General features: G+C 59.0%; 14 protein-coding genes and 1 tRNA gene. 11 read left to right on the forward strand and 4 right to left on the reverse strand.

What is annotated here, in order from left to right:
- The first annotated feature begins 311 nt into the window (after positions 1 to 311).
- Positions 312 to 1,361 (forward strand): low specificity L-threonine aldolase, encoded by a 1,050-nt coding sequence (locus tag X727_RS161195; RefSeq protein WP_023833570.1) that lies wholly within the window; start codon positions 312 to 314, stop codon positions 1,359 to 1,361.
- Between the two features lie 18 nt (positions 1,362 to 1,379).
- On the forward strand, positions 1,380 to 2,276 hold the full coding sequence (locus X727_RS161190; protein WP_023833571.1) for an MBL fold metallo-hydrolase: 897 nt from the start codon (positions 1,380 to 1,382) through the stop codon (positions 2,274 to 2,276).
- Here the strand turns inward: X727_RS161190 and X727_RS161185 are convergent.
- Positions 2,273 to 3,037 (reverse strand): sulfite exporter TauE/SafE family protein, encoded by a 765-nt coding sequence (locus tag X727_RS161185; protein WP_023686418.1) that lies wholly within the window; start codon positions 3,035 to 3,037, stop codon positions 2,273 to 2,275. The genes X727_RS161190 and X727_RS161185 overlap by 4 nt on opposite strands.
- Positions 3,038 to 3,194: 157 nt before the next feature.
- Positions 3,195 to 3,662: an Hsp20 family protein gene (locus tag X727_RS161180; protein ID WP_023671202.1), complete on the reverse strand. Its 468-nt coding sequence runs from the start codon at positions 3,660 to 3,662 to the stop codon at positions 3,195 to 3,197.
- Positions 3,663 to 4,120: 458 nt separating this feature from the next.
- On the opposite strand from X727_RS161180, the gene X727_RS161175 reads away from it, so the two are divergent.
- From X727_RS161175 to X727_RS161165, 4 genes are all read left to right on the forward strand, one after another.
- The gene (locus X727_RS161175) at positions 4,121 to 5,080 is read left to right on the forward strand and encodes an alpha/beta hydrolase (RefSeq protein WP_023683237.1); all 960 of its coding nucleotides are present in this window, start codon (positions 4,121 to 4,123) and stop codon (positions 5,078 to 5,080) included.
- Positions 5,081 to 5,244: 164 nt separating this feature from the next.
- Entirely contained in the window at positions 5,245 to 5,415 is a 171-nt protein-coding gene (locus tag X727_RS1000000168420) for a hypothetical protein (protein WP_023683236.1), read from the forward strand.
- Positions 5,416 to 5,418: 3 nt separating this feature from the next.
- Positions 5,419 to 5,658: a DUF1127 domain-containing protein gene (locus X727_RS161170; protein WP_023683235.1), complete on the forward strand. Its 240-nt coding sequence runs from the start codon at positions 5,419 to 5,421 to the stop codon at positions 5,656 to 5,658.
- A 125-nt stretch (positions 5,659 to 5,783) separates the two neighbouring features.
- Complete coding sequence (locus X727_RS161165) at positions 5,784 to 6,614, forward strand: AraC family transcriptional regulator (RefSeq protein ID WP_023683234.1); 831 nt, start codon at positions 5,784 to 5,786, stop codon at positions 6,612 to 6,614.
- A 12-nt stretch (positions 6,615 to 6,626) separates the two neighbouring features.
- Here the strand turns inward: X727_RS161165 and hisN are convergent, their stop codons facing one another.
- Together hisN and X727_RS161155 are read right to left on the reverse strand one after the other, a co-directional pair.
- Positions 6,627 to 7,400 (reverse strand): histidinol-phosphatase, encoded by a 774-nt coding sequence (gene hisN, locus X727_RS161160; protein WP_023683233.1) that lies wholly within the window; start codon positions 7,398 to 7,400, stop codon positions 6,627 to 6,629.
- Positions 7,401 to 7,737: 337 nt separating this feature from the next.
- Positions 7,738 to 8,679: an N-formylglutamate amidohydrolase gene (locus tag X727_RS161155; protein WP_023683232.1), complete on the reverse strand. Its 942-nt coding sequence runs from the start codon at positions 8,677 to 8,679 to the stop codon at positions 7,738 to 7,740.
- Between the two features lie 164 nt (positions 8,680 to 8,843).
- Between X727_RS161155 and X727_RS161150 the strand changes: the two genes are divergently transcribed.
- The 5 genes from X727_RS161150 to X727_RS161125 all read left to right on the forward strand — a co-directional run bounded on the left by X727_RS161150 (position 8,844) and on the right by X727_RS161125 (position 13,379).
- Entirely contained in the window at positions 8,844 to 9,206 is a 363-nt protein-coding gene (locus X727_RS161150) for a response regulator (protein ID WP_023671195.1), read from the forward strand.
- A 114-nt stretch (positions 9,207 to 9,320) separates the two neighbouring features.
- Positions 9,321 to 9,395, forward strand: a tRNA-Val gene (locus X727_RS161145).
- A gap of 281 nt (positions 9,396 to 9,676) precedes the next feature.
- Positions 9,677 to 10,519, forward strand: a complete 843-nt coding sequence (locus X727_RS161140; RefSeq protein WP_245274112.1) for a site-specific integrase — start codon at positions 9,677 to 9,679, stop codon at positions 10,517 to 10,519.
- Positions 10,520 to 10,572: 53 nt separating this feature from the next.
- Positions 10,573 to 12,075 (forward strand): hypothetical protein, encoded by a 1,503-nt coding sequence (locus X727_RS1000000167715; protein ID WP_155923514.1) that lies wholly within the window; start codon positions 10,573 to 10,575, stop codon positions 12,073 to 12,075.
- Positions 12,076 to 12,911: 836 nt separating this feature from the next.
- The gene (locus tag X727_RS161125) at positions 12,912 to 13,379 is read left to right on the forward strand and encodes a hypothetical protein (protein ID WP_023833576.1); all 468 of its coding nucleotides are present in this window, start codon (positions 12,912 to 12,914) and stop codon (positions 13,377 to 13,379) included.
- The last annotated feature ends 78 nt before the right edge of the window (positions 13,380 to 13,457 follow it).

Raw genomic sequence — 13,457 nt, forward strand, 5'->3', positions numbered from 1 at the left:
CCGGAGTGGCCCAAATGATACGCCAATCCAGCCTGACTTGTGCGACAAAATAAGACAGCACTACTGTCCTAAATTTTTATGGCAGAAATCCTGGGCGCACACAAGACCGATTCACCAAATTCTTGGACGTTTGGCGACAGAAAATTACGGCGGGCGCTGTTGAAACGAAATTTCGGTCCCGGCACTCCTTCGTGATCGCCTTTGGCTTTACCGCTTTTTCAGCCCTTGGCCCTTGCGCGTCAAACCCCGAAACGGCCATGGTCGCGCTCTTGTCGCAACCAGACTTTCTCAACCAGGCAGGGACTTTCCTGATGTTCTTTGCATCCGACAACTGGGCGGGCGTCCATTCCAACATTGCCGCCGGGCTGTCAGCCAATGCTGGCGGCTTTTCGACCGCCTATGGCGATGGCGATCTCGACCGGGCCGTCTACCAGCGTTTCAGCGAGATCTTCGAACGCGAGGTCGCGGTGTTCTTCGTCGCTACCGGCACGGCGGCCAACTCGCTGTCCCTGGCCGCTTACAACAAGCCCGGCGGCATTTCCTTTGCGCACCGCGAATCGCACATCATCGAGGACGAATGCGGCGCGCCGGAATATTTCAGCGGCGGCTCGCGTCTCCATGCTGTCGACGGCGCCCTGGGCAAGATCGATCCGCACAATCTTGAACGCGCCGTCGCCCGTTTCGCACCCGAAATCGTCCATTGGGGACGCCCGACGGCCGTCTCGATCACCCAATCGACCGAAGTCGGCACAGTGTACGGGCTCGACGACATTTCCACCATTTCGGAGATCGCCAAACGCTTTTCCCTGCCGCTGCATATGGACGGCGCCCGTTTTGCCAACGCATTGGTCGCGCTTGAGACGACGCCGGCCGAAATGACCTGGAAGCGCGGCGTCGACATCGTCTCGTTCGGCGGCACCAAGAACGGCTGCTGGTGCGCCGAAGCGGTCGTGCTGTTCGATCTAGACCGCGCCAAGGAGTTGTCCTTCCTGCGCAAGCGCGCCGCACAGCTGTTCTCCAAGTCGCGCTTCATCGCAGCGCAGTTCGACGCCTACTTCACAGACGGCGTGTGGCTGGACACGGCCCGTCATGCCAATGCCATGGCCGCGCGCCTGGCGGCTGCGATCGAGGATTCGGCAACGGCGAAGCTCGCCTGGTTGCCGCAGGCCAACGAGGTGTTCGCGGTGATGAAAAAGGCGGAAGCCGAAAGGCTGCAATCCGTCGGCGCAGCCTTTTACGACTGGCACAGGCCGCACGGCTTCGACGGCCATGTCGGCGAGGACGAGTTGCTCTATCGCTTCGTCACCAGCTTTGCCACGACTTCAGATGAGGTCGATCGCTTCGGCCAGATGATCGCCTGAACCCGCGAGACCGCGCCAATGACAAAGCCACCTCTCGGCTCAACCATGCGGCTGGTTCGCCCGGCGCCAAACGTGCTCGGCTTCTACGATGGCCGCGTTGACGGCGTTCGCGCCTGGTCGGACGAGCCGAACTGGCTGGACGACGGCGCCTATGCCCTCGGCATCTGCACCTATGCGATCGTCGATGGTTCGCAGGCGCTTGTCTACGACACGCATATTTCGCTGCCTCACGCGCGCTTCATCAGGCAGACGCTCGAAGACATGGGCGCAACATCGATCCGGGTCGTGCTCAGCCACTGGCATGACGATCATATTGCCGGCAATGAGGTGTTTCAGGATTGCGAGATTATCGCCAACACGCTCACCGCCTCGGCGCTCGCGAACAACCGGGCTGAGATCGAAAGCGGTGTTCCACCGATCAAGCCTCTCGTGCTGCCGAACAGGACCTTCGCAGGCAGTCTTGACCTCGCCGTTGGATCGATCGCCGTCGAACTGCGTCAGGTCGAAATCCACAGCCATGACGGCACGGTGCTGTTCATGCCCGAAACCGGCCTGCTCCTGGCGGGCGACACGCTCGAGGATCCGATCACCTATGTCAGCGAGGCGGATCGGCTGGCGCAACATCTGGTCGATCTCGAACGCATGGCCGGCTGGTCGATAGACCGCATCTTGCCCAATCACGGCTCGCTCGAAGCGATTGAGCGAGGCGGCTACGACAAAGGCCTCATCGCCGCGACGCAAGCCTACGTTCAACAACTGCTTCGCTGCCGGCGTGAGCCTGATCTTGCGAAGCAGGATCTGAAAACCTGCGGCGCCGACATATTCGCCACGGGCGCGGTCGAGTACTTCGCGCTGTACGAGCCCGTCCACCGGCAAAACGTCGAGGCCGTTCTCGCAACCGGCACCGATCGCTAAGCAAGGAAAGGCCGCGCCAAAAGCTCGAGGCCAAGCAAGATCAGGAAAACAAGAAACCAGCGCCGGAAGGTCGCCGGGCTGATCCGCTGCCGGAGCAACTGTCCGAGCCACATGCCGAGCAAGGCCGGCGCAACCGCCAGCGACGACATGGCGACATGCCCGACCTGGAACGCGCCGTGCGAGGCAAGGCCGGCAGCGAGCGCGATCGTCGACACGGTGAAGGACAGGCCGAGCGCCTGGATCAGATCGTCACGGCTCAAGCCCAGCGCCTGAATGTAAGGTACAGCGGGCACGACGAACACGCCGGTGCCGCCGGTGACGATGCCGGTAAGGAAACCGACGATGGGCGACGACCAGCGCTCGGCTGACGCGGGAACCGTCAACTGCCGCGCCAGCAGCGTATAGACGGCATAGACGATCAGCGCCGCCCCGAGGCCGGCCGTCGTCCATTTGACATTGTCGCTGGCCAGCAGCCATGAGCCGGCCAGCGTGCCGGCGACGATGCCGACCATCATCAGCCACAGCCGCCTGAGGATCCATCCGAAGCTCGGGCCGGCAAACAGCTGCCAGATATTGGTGACGAAGGACGGCACGATCAGCAGCGAAGCCGCGGCGACCGGCGGCATGATTGTGCCCAGCAGCCCCATCGCCAACGTCGGCAGTCCCATACCGGTAACGCCCTTGACGATGCCGGCCAGCAGGAAGGTCACCGCAATGGTTGCCGTTAGGGCCAGGGAAAAATCAGCCGAAAGATCAGACATCGCCCTTCATGGGAAGACGGCGCCCGCCGCAAAAGAGCCAGAACTCTTCGGTTGGGGTGACAGAGGCTGCGGCGAAAAAAAGCGGCGCCTCGCGGCGCCGCTTTCGTCTCGGGAGGAGACGCTTTCAACCTTGGGCGTTGTGACGCCGCCGTCTTGATCACGCGGCGTTCTTGGCCTCGATCTGCTTGGCGTTGGCCGAAGAGGCGGTAATCGCGATCTTGCGCGGCTTCAGCTCCTCGGGGATGTTGCGCTTAAGGTCGACGAAAAGCAGGCCGTTCTTCAGGGTGGCGCCGACGACCTCGACATGGTCGGCAAGCTGGAAGCGGCGCTCGAACGAACGCGAGGCAATGCCGCGGTAGAGCAGCTCGGAGCCTTCGCCATTGCCCTCTTCCTTGCGCTCACCCTTGACGGTCAGCACGTTGCGGTGGGCTTCGATCGAAATCTCTTCGTCCGAGAAGCCGGCAACCGCCATCGAGATGCGATAGGCGTCCTCGCCGGTGCGCTCGATGTTGTAGGGCGGATAGGTCTGCGCGCCATCGGGCTGGGCCAGCGAGTCGAGCATGGTGAACAGGCGGTCGAAGCCGACGGTCGAGCGATAGAGCGGGGAAAAATCAACGTGACGCATGAGGTGTTCTCCTGTTGAGCAACATGTTTGCGTGTGGCCGGTGCGAAACCCTGGAAAGGCGTTTCGGGTGGACCAGCAGCCCCGACATCGGCGGCTGCATCCGACATTTGGGGAGCGCAAAAGCGCATTTCAAGGATTTTTGAAGAGCGCCAATCGAGGCGTCGATGAACGGCAGATGAACCGCTGCTTCGGCGCCCGTTCAGCCGGCCGGCGCTAGAGTGCCCCCAGGATAAAGAACCAGGCGGCGCCGGATGAAAGCGCCGCGACGAGGCCGACCGGGTGTAACGTCCCTTCCTCCCGGATCGACAGAGGCCGGAAGCACGCCGCCGCAGGCTGCTTCCGGCCTTGCTTGTCGTTCGTCCGCCCCCTTGGCGTCCTCCCTTTGCTTTTCATCCATTGGCGTCTATCACCATGCCGACGCCCTGCCGGGTGAGACACCACGAAGACGCAAGCGCCTAATGACGGATCTCTTCCATCCCACGCCAGGCAATCCGCCGCCGCAAAATGTCGCCGGCGGCTTTTTCACCACGCGCGACGGCAAGAAGATCCGCTACGGCCTGTTTGCCGCGGTCACCCGGCCGCTGAAAGGCACCGTCGTGCTGCTGCCCGGCCGCAACGAGTGCATCGAGAAGTATTTCGAAACCATCCGCAACCTGACCGACCGCGGCCTCGGCGTCGCCACGCTCGACTGGCGCGGCCAGGGCGATTCCGACCGGCTGATCGCCGACCCGCAACGCGGCTATGTCCGCTCCTTCTACGATTACACCGGCGACCTCGAACAGTTCTTCGAGGACATCGTGCTGCCCGACTGCCGCGGCCCGTATTACATCCTCGCCCATTCGATGGGCGCCGTGATCGCGCTGCTCGCGGCGCCGTCGATGGTCAACCGGGTGCGTCGAATGGTGCTGATTGCGCCTTTCCTGACGGTGCCCGACTCGCCCGTGTCGGCAAAAATGGCGCGCCGCGTCTGCTCGGTATTGTGCTTTCTCGGCTTCGGTCGGCTCTACGCCGCCTGGGGTCCGCGTCCCAGGGAAACCCTGCCCTTCGCCCTCAACAAGGTGACATCGGACCCCGGGCGCTATCAGCGCAACACGAAAATCTACGAGCACTATCCGCAACTGGCGCTCGGCGGGCCGACGATCCGCTGGCTGCAGGCGGCAATCAAGGCAGGCGAAGCCATCAGCGAGCCCGACTTCATGGCCAGGATCCAGGTGCCGCTGCTGATGATCGCCGCCGGCGCCGATCAGGTCGTCTCGACCAAGGCCGTGGAAGCCTACGCCAGGCGTCTGCGCCTCGGCTCGCTGCTGATGATCGATGGCTCGAAACACGAGATCCTGCAGGAGGCCGATGTCTATCGCGAGCAGTTGCTCGCCGCCTTCGACGCCTTCATACCCGGCAACGACGACCCCACAGCCTGATGCCACCGGCGCTGCATGTTGCGGCGCCTTGAGCTTGCGCCTGCTGACAGCCTTCTGTCAGGAGCAGCGTCGGCAGCACACAAAGAGCTAAAGATTCTGACAGCCGGTGCCGCCCCGGAATGCTCATCTCTCCGTGTCGAACCGAACGCCAAGGAGATGACGTCATGACCGAGAAAACCTGCGCTGCCTGCGATTGCCAGCTGGACGCCAATCCGATCCGCGTCAAGGTCGGCGGCAAGACCGTCGAGGTCTGCTGTGAGGAATGCGCGATTGCGCTGAACGAAGCCGGCGCATCAGTGGCCGGCGCATCAGTGGCCGGCAACGGGGAAGCCTGAGCGATGCGCCCCGATCATGCAGCGGCGGCGCAATGCCTCGCACATCAGCCGACAACTCAAACCGCGACGTTCCGGCGGTCCTTGCGGACACAAGGCATCGCGGCGGCCAACTGGATCGGCCGTCAACTGGAAAGGCGCCGAAGCCGCCTTGCCTTGCTCGAAATGACCGACGAACAGCTCAAGGACATCGGCCTGTCGCGCAGCCAAGCTCACTGCGAATACATGCGCCGTTTGTGGGACTGAGCCATGGCCGTACGAAGGGCCCGACAGGTGAAGTCTCCTGACAGGTTTGGACAAGCCAATCGCCTAATGTGCCGGAGCAGCTTTCGGCGCAAGGGTAGAACGCAACGGCCATGTCTCAGCTCACCATGTCGCAGTTCACGGTACAGACGCTTCTGGACACCGGCACCGTCAGGGTGAGGGATGTCCTCTGCAGCGGCGAATGCCGGCACAAGAGCGAAGAAGAGTGCACCGCTGCCACGCATCTTGTGTTTCCCTATCGCGGCGTCTTCGTGCGCCATGTCGGCCGCAACGATGCGGTCGCCGAAGCCAACCAGTTGTTGTTCTTCAACAACGCCGAAGGCTACCGGATCAGCCATCCCGTCGAGGGTGGCGATTCCTGCCTCGATCTCGTTGTCGAGGAGGCGCAACTGCAGGAGCTGACGCCGAAGGAGCAGTTGCGCTCGGGCAGCGCCGTGGCGTTTCGTCGTCAGCGCCGCCGCATCGACCCGCGGGCTCAGGCGCTGGTGGCGGTGCTGCGCTACAGCCTGAGCCGCAACATTGCCGAAACGCTGGAGGCCGAAACCCTGGCGCTGACGCTGGTGCGGCGCTCCCTCGGCGAGAGCACCTCGCATGCCGCCGGCGCCAGCGCTGGCCGGCAGAAGCTGGTCGATCGCGCCAAGCTCGTCCTGTCCTCGGATCTTTCGCGGCGCTGGACGCTGGCCGAGATCGCCGCTGAAGTCGGGGTATCACCGGTTTATCTCACGCAGGTTTTCCAGCAGGTCGAGGCGATGCCGCTCTATCGCTACCATCTGCGCCTGCGGCTGGCGCGCGCGCTCGACCTGCTTGGCCGCTACGACAATCTGACCACGCTCGGCCTGGACCTCGGCTTCTCCAGCCACAGCCATTTCAGCTCCGCGTTCAGGCAGGTCTACGGGCGAACGCCGGCGGAATTCCAGCGCTCGATCAAGCCGCGCTGATCGGGTCGACTATCAGCCCCGCAGGGCTGCCATTGCAGCCGCATGAAGCTCCGGCGTTGCGGCGGCCAGGATGTCGCCGCCCTTTTCCGCCGGACCGCCCTCGAATGTGGTGACGACGCCGCCGGCCTTTTCGATGATCGGGATCAGCGCCACGATGTCGTAGGGTTTCAATCCGGGATCGGCGACGATGTCGACGCTGCCCGAGGCAATCATGGCAAAGGCGTAGCAATCGGCGCCGTAGCGGGCGAGCTGGATCTGTTCCTCGAACGCGTCGTAGCGGGTGCGCGCCTCGCCCTTGAAAAGCGCCGGCGTGGTGGTGAACAAGGTCGCCTCGTCAAGCTTCGTCCTCTTGCGGGTCGACAGCTTCCGCGGCCCACCGGGGCCTTCGTAGTGGGAGCCGGAAGCGTTGGCGTAGAACAGCTCGCCGGTGAACGGCTGCGCCATCATGCCGGCGACGGCGTCACCGTCGACCGTCAACCCGACCAGCGTTCCCCACACCGGCAGGCCTGAGATGAAGGCGCGGGTACCATCGATCGGATCGATCACCCAGACATGCCTTGAGGAGATGTTTTCGCTGCCATGTTCTTCGCCAAGGATACCGTGATCGGGATACTCAGCCGAGATCAGCGCCCGAATGGCGCGCTCGGCCTCGCGGTCGGCCTCGGTGACCGGGTCGAAACTGCCTTTTTCCTTGTTGGCCACGGCGCCCTGTGCGCGGAAACGCGGCAAGGTTTCAGCCGCCGCCGCTTGCGCGATCCGGCGCATGAAATCGATGCTGATGTCCACGTGATTCTCCCGCATTACAGAGTGCCAACCCGGTCTGCCGGCACTTTCCCGCCAAAACAAGCCGGTTTATCGATTTATCAGAGACATCAGCGTTGCTGAAATGTCACACATCGGGACCATCGAAACGCATTTTCACATCAGAGTGAATTAAAAAAGCGTGGGATCGATTGACATTTGTGCATCGCACAATAAATTTGTTCTCGGACAGGTTTTCCTGTCCATGCCCTCCTTGGGCGTTTCCTCCCTAGACTTCGACCGTGTCGTGCAAACGATGCGGTCTTTTTTTACGCTGCGGGATGGCCAGCGCGGGATTGCATGAACAGCCGCCGCTCCGGCGTCATTCGGCGGCCAGCGGCAGGTCGACGAAGTGGTGGTCGGGCATCGCCATCAGGTCGGCCGAAAAGCGCGCCATATCGTCGGCCAGCGCATCGAAGCCGGCCGATTTCTGGAACGTCCGCTCATTCATGTAGAGGCCGCGATTGACCTCGATCTGCAGCGCATGCAGATGGCGCGCCGGCCGGCCGTAATGCTCGGTGATGAAGCCGCCTGCATAGGGTTTGTTGTGCGCGACGGTGTAGCCCATGCCGATGAGCAGGCCGATCGCCGTCTCGGTCAGGGCCGCCGTGGCCGAGATGCCGAAACGGTCGCCGACGATGAAATCCGGCCGCAGGCCGCTGTCGCCCACCCTGATGCTCGCCGGCATCGAATGGCAGTCGATCAGCACGGCATAGCCGAACCTGGCATGGGTTCTGGTCAAAAGCCGCTTCAGCGTCTCGTGATAGGGTTTGTAGACCACCTCTATGCGCTGGACGGCCTCCGCCAGCGGCAGACGGCCGGAATAGATGTCGAGCCCCTCGCCCACCAGCTTGGGCACGGTGCCGAGCCCGCCGGCGACGCGCGCCGAGCGGATGTTGCAGAAGGACGGCACCGGCTCGGCGAACATGCGCGGGTCGAGTTCCCAGGGTTCGCGGTTGACGTCGAGATAGGCGCGCGGAAAATTCGCCGCCAGCATCGGCGCGCCCAGCGCCACCGCGCTGCCGAACAGCTCGTCGACATAGCAGTCCTCGGAGCGGCGGATGGCGTTCCGGTCGAGCCGCGCCATGGCCAGGAAGCGGTCTGGATAATAGCGGCCGCTATGCGGTGAGTTGAAGACGAAGGGAACGCGCTGCTCGGCGCCCGATCGGATTTCGAAGGGTGGAACGACCGAAAAATCTTCGGCTGCCGTCGTCAATTTGAACGAACCCGGAAACAGCAATGCATCATGATGGGAAACTGCCACCTCATCGGCCGCATGTCCAGCATTTCGGCATGTCAGGAACCCCGTCAAATCAGGATTAATGCCGCCAACGTTCACTTGATGTTTACCGTCAGCTCCTCATATACAGGATGGTTAACGGGCTTGCCGGACGGCAGGCTTGGCTGGGGTGATTCGGACGGGACAAGATGGCACGCATTCTGCTGGCGGAAGACGACGACGACATGCGCCGGTTCCTGGTCAAGGCACTGGAGCGGGCCGGCTACCACGTCAGCGATTTTGACAATGGCGCCAGCGCCTACGAGCGGCTGCGCGAAGAACCTTTCTCCCTGCTGCTGACCGATATCGTCATGCCGGAGATGGACGGCATCGAACTCGCCCGCCGCGCCACCGAGATCGATCCCGACCTGAAGGTGATGTTCATCACCGGTTTCGCGGCCGTCGCGCTCAACCCCGATTCCAAGGCGCCGAAAGACGCCAAGGTGCTGTCCAAGCCCTTCCACCTGCGCGATCTCGTCAACGAGGTCGAAAAAATGCTGCAGGCCGCCTGAAGCACGCACAGTGTGATCTCGCCGCTTCGTCGGCGGCGCGACAAAACGAGCCTTTCTTTCCCTTTCCGGCTATTGACGCGCTGGACCAAAAATGGTGTATGCGCGGCTTCGGATGGGCGTGTAGCTCAGCGGGAGAGCACTGCATTGACATTGCAGGGGTCACAGGTTCAATCCCTGTCACGCCCACCATCCAGACAGATTGAAAACAAAGAGAAATTCGATCTGTAAGCTTTCCTGAGGTCTGTTCCAATTCGCTGCTGTCACAACTCTGTCACAGGGGGTGCGACGCAATGGCTACAGTTCGGAAGCGCGGGACCAAATGGCAAGTGCAGATTCGCCGCCAGGGGTTCCCCACCATTTCACGGTCGTTTTCGAAGAAAGCAGACGCTAAACAATGGGCACGACATTGGGAGGCCAAGGCAGATCGAAACGAGCTACCGGTCAACACAAAAGCATTGGGTGCCATTTCATTGGGTCAGCTCGTAGAGCGATACCGTGATGAGGTTGTCGTCACAAAGCGTGGAGTTGTCGATGAAACCATTGTGCTTAATGCTTTTCTGCGCGACCCCTTGTGCAAAAAGAAGCTCTCAGTACTCGCCACAACAGATTTCGCGGCTTATCGGGATAGACGCCTGACGTGCATTTCGCGGACCACGCTGGCTCGGCAATTGGCTCCTCTCTCCCACATGTTCAACATAGCCAAACGAGAGTGGAGCCTTCCTCTAAGAGGCAATCCACTGTCCGGCCTGAGAATTGGCGCACAAGACAACCGCAGGGAAAGGCGCCTTCGAAACGGCGAGCTTGAACGACTTGTCTCGGCCTCAAAGGCAACGAGGAATCCACTTATCCTCCCAATCATCCTGTTTGCCTTAGAGACGGCCGCGAGGCGCGGAGAGCTTCTTTCCATGAAGTGGGACTCCGTGGACTTAGACCGCCGCTCAGTGGTCATCCCAAAGGCAAAGAACGGTGATTCAAGGTCGATCCCCTTGACTATGAGCGCGAAGGAAATCCTGGCGAACCTTCGGAGGGGCAACGAAACCAATGTGTTCCCAATAACACCCGTCGCATTCCGGTTGGCATGGGATCGGCTTATTGCGAGATCTGGACTTGTCGACCTTCATTTCCATGATTTGAGGCATGAAGCCATCAGCAGGCTTTTTGAGAAGGGACTAACCATGCCCGAAGTGGGTTCGATCAGCGGACACCGCGACATCAGAATGCTCATGCGATACGCTCATGCTGATACGAAACGCGTCCGTTGTAAGCTTGACGGAAAGAATGACGAAGATGCCCTACCGAGCTCCAGCTATTGACGACTTTAGCCACGCCAAATGGTTGCGGAGAAATTTCCGCTTAGGGGTCGACTTTGATTTTTTCATCGAGGAGATGGCCGAACGAGTCAGGCTCAACGCGGGAAGAGCAGATCGGGCTGACGTCAAAAAGAAACTTGAGCATTGCACTCAACGTTATAATTGGAAATATATATAGGTCTCATATCACAGATGAGAACAGGTACGTAATAATAGATAGAAGCAATGACGGATACCCAATAGGTCGGCATAATCCTCTCAATATCAATCGAAGATCTATTCAAGATTGCATTAACTATCTGATTTCTGACGATAATATGTATGTTGAGCGAAGAGGAGGTAACTATGACCCTCTAACTGGACGGGGATATACCACTAGGTTTAGGGCGATGAGTAAGTTAATAAGAGAGGTAGAAGAATCTTTACTACCAGAAGAACTGCGAGAAGATCTTGATCCAACGGGTCTTATTAGGAACACTTTGAGGGATAACCCCCAATCACCTCTGCTTTCCTACCTTTTTAGACAGGAGCCATTGCCTACAGTATTGCTGAAGGGGGAAAAACCAACCCGAGGAGGCCAAGCTCCCCTGCTCTCTTTCGAGCCAACCCAAGACACAATGCGCATGGAGGCCAACTTAGCCGCGTACAATGGGTTTCTTTTCGACCATCACTGGATAGACATCCTCATTCCTGACCACGAGTTCCACGCCCTTTCAAGAAGGATTGACCACGAGCCAGACGAGTTTGGTGACGAAGATGACAGGCGCTTCGACCTTGATATCCTCTCGAGAAACTCGCTCTATCGTGTGTTCAACAACGGTCGATTCAGTGACGGCGGAAGATTTTACGGAGGATGGTGGCAAGGGGTTCCCAGCGGTCTTCGGAGGCATCTGACGATCAACGGTTTCCCCACCGCCGAGTTGGACTACTCGAACATGCAGATCGTCATGCTGTACGCCGATGAGGGGCTGGTTCTTGAAGGCGACGCATATGAGATTGAAGGCATTCCGTTGACGCACCGCAAGCTAATCAAGCGAACCGTCTTCAAAATAGTCAATGCCGATGGACAGATACGCGCAGCAAGGAAAACCGAGCTTCCTGAAGGGTGGACCTGGCGACAACTTATGGATGCCGTCAGGGAGAAACACCGCCCTATCGCTAAGTATTTCGGCACAGGTGAAGGCATCAGGCTCCAAAAGAGGGACGCTGACATAGCCGAGACCGTCATGCTCAGGATGAAAGATGAGGGTACGCTCGTTCTCCCCATTCACGACAGCTTCGTCGTTGAGGAAGGCAAGCAGGGCCTGCTTAGAGAAGTGATGATTGAGGCCTACAGGGAGCATCTGGGCTTTGAGATCAACGTAGATGCCAATCCCACATGGATGGAGCAGCTACCGGCAGAGGCAATCGAACTGGACCAGCTAGGCGTTCGCGATCTAACTGATTGGATAGCAGAACAGGAGCAGCGACCCGAATACGACAACTATCGACGTCGGAAAGCCGCTTTCCTGAATGCCAAGGGCGAACCGTGGGGGCATGAACACCATTTCCTCTATTAACGGATCTATTTAGTGGCCATCTTTGCACCAATGCCCCTAGATGACACACAGAAGCCCGTACAGAGGCTTCAGCGTACTTCAGCATAGATGGGAGCCAAGAATAGTAAAGACCTCTCACGGGGCTTATATGGCTTATATAGAGTTCATATGGAATTCAATATATTTAAATACTAAATTGGTCGACTTTGATAGCCCCCATATAATACACAATTCAATTGTTTACAAAATTCGAATTACTCCAAATACGCCGACGTTGTATATACATCTGATGCCCTCCGGCATGTCACCTGTCCAAGCCTGCCCCAAACTTGTCCGAGTGTACAGTCGTCGGTGCGTCTTTCGGAATGTTTACAGTCTGTCAATTCAGGAGGAGGGTGACGGCGTCGACTACGGATTTGGAATTCTGCTTGTGTAAAGTTTCGAGCAAACGCAACATGCCCACCTAGCCAACAAAGGACTACACGAGCAATCGTGCTAGGTGGTACGCTATTCTATCATTGAAAAGGAGGAAAAAATGGGTCGATATCTGCTCTTGGCTGTAATCTCCACGCTACCCTTAAGCGGTGCAACGCAATCTACCACCCGAGAGGGGAATGTTCAGGTGGCGGTAATGTGCTTCAAGACTGGCGAGCGTACGTCAGGGATGAATAAGATCTGCTACTATGATTGCCTGGGATCCGAGGCCGCCATAACCATTAGCTCGGTTGAACTCTGCCCGCTGTCCATCCAGAATTGATCTAGCGGCCTTGGGTCGACGAATAATCGTAGTTTACAAACTTGGGAGGCAGAATCTCCCCTCTGCCCATGTACACTAGCAGCGAGGCTGAAAGACGCAAATGTTTCGCCCCATGCAAAGTTTCCTTATGATTGGGCTATGCAGCCTATGGCTTGTAAGCAGCGTTCAAATCGCTAAGTCCGGAGGTAAGACCGAATGGGATATCGCCTGCGATGAACTCGACGCCCAAGCACATGACAAACCGGCTGCCAAGCTTAAAAATCTGATAAAAAAATGCAATCGCGACCCTGATGAGGCGTACTGTGTGCGATCAGCAATGGTTTTGAGGGATACCGAAATAAAAGAGTTCCTCACCTGTGGCGGGGCCGTGTTTCGTCAAGAGACTGAAATGGCCTGTGCAATGACAGCCATGAACGCACAGATGGGACCAGCTAGTGGCTTTGAGGCAAATGAAATTGCTTCTAACCGCGACCTCTGCGAGAAAGTTAAGGACAAAGACGTCTGCGAGGGAACGAATTTAGTCATCCGATCATCAAAGACAGACGTGCCAGAACTCAATTGTCAATAAGCGTACATTAGTGAGGATTTGCGCCACAATTTCCGATAGATGCCACCCAAGCTAATCAGGATGGCCCAGCGGAAAAGT

Source organism: Mesorhizobium sp. L103C105A0 (assembly GCF_000502215.1).
Lineage (GTDB): Bacteria > Pseudomonadota > Alphaproteobacteria > Rhizobiales > Rhizobiaceae > Mesorhizobium.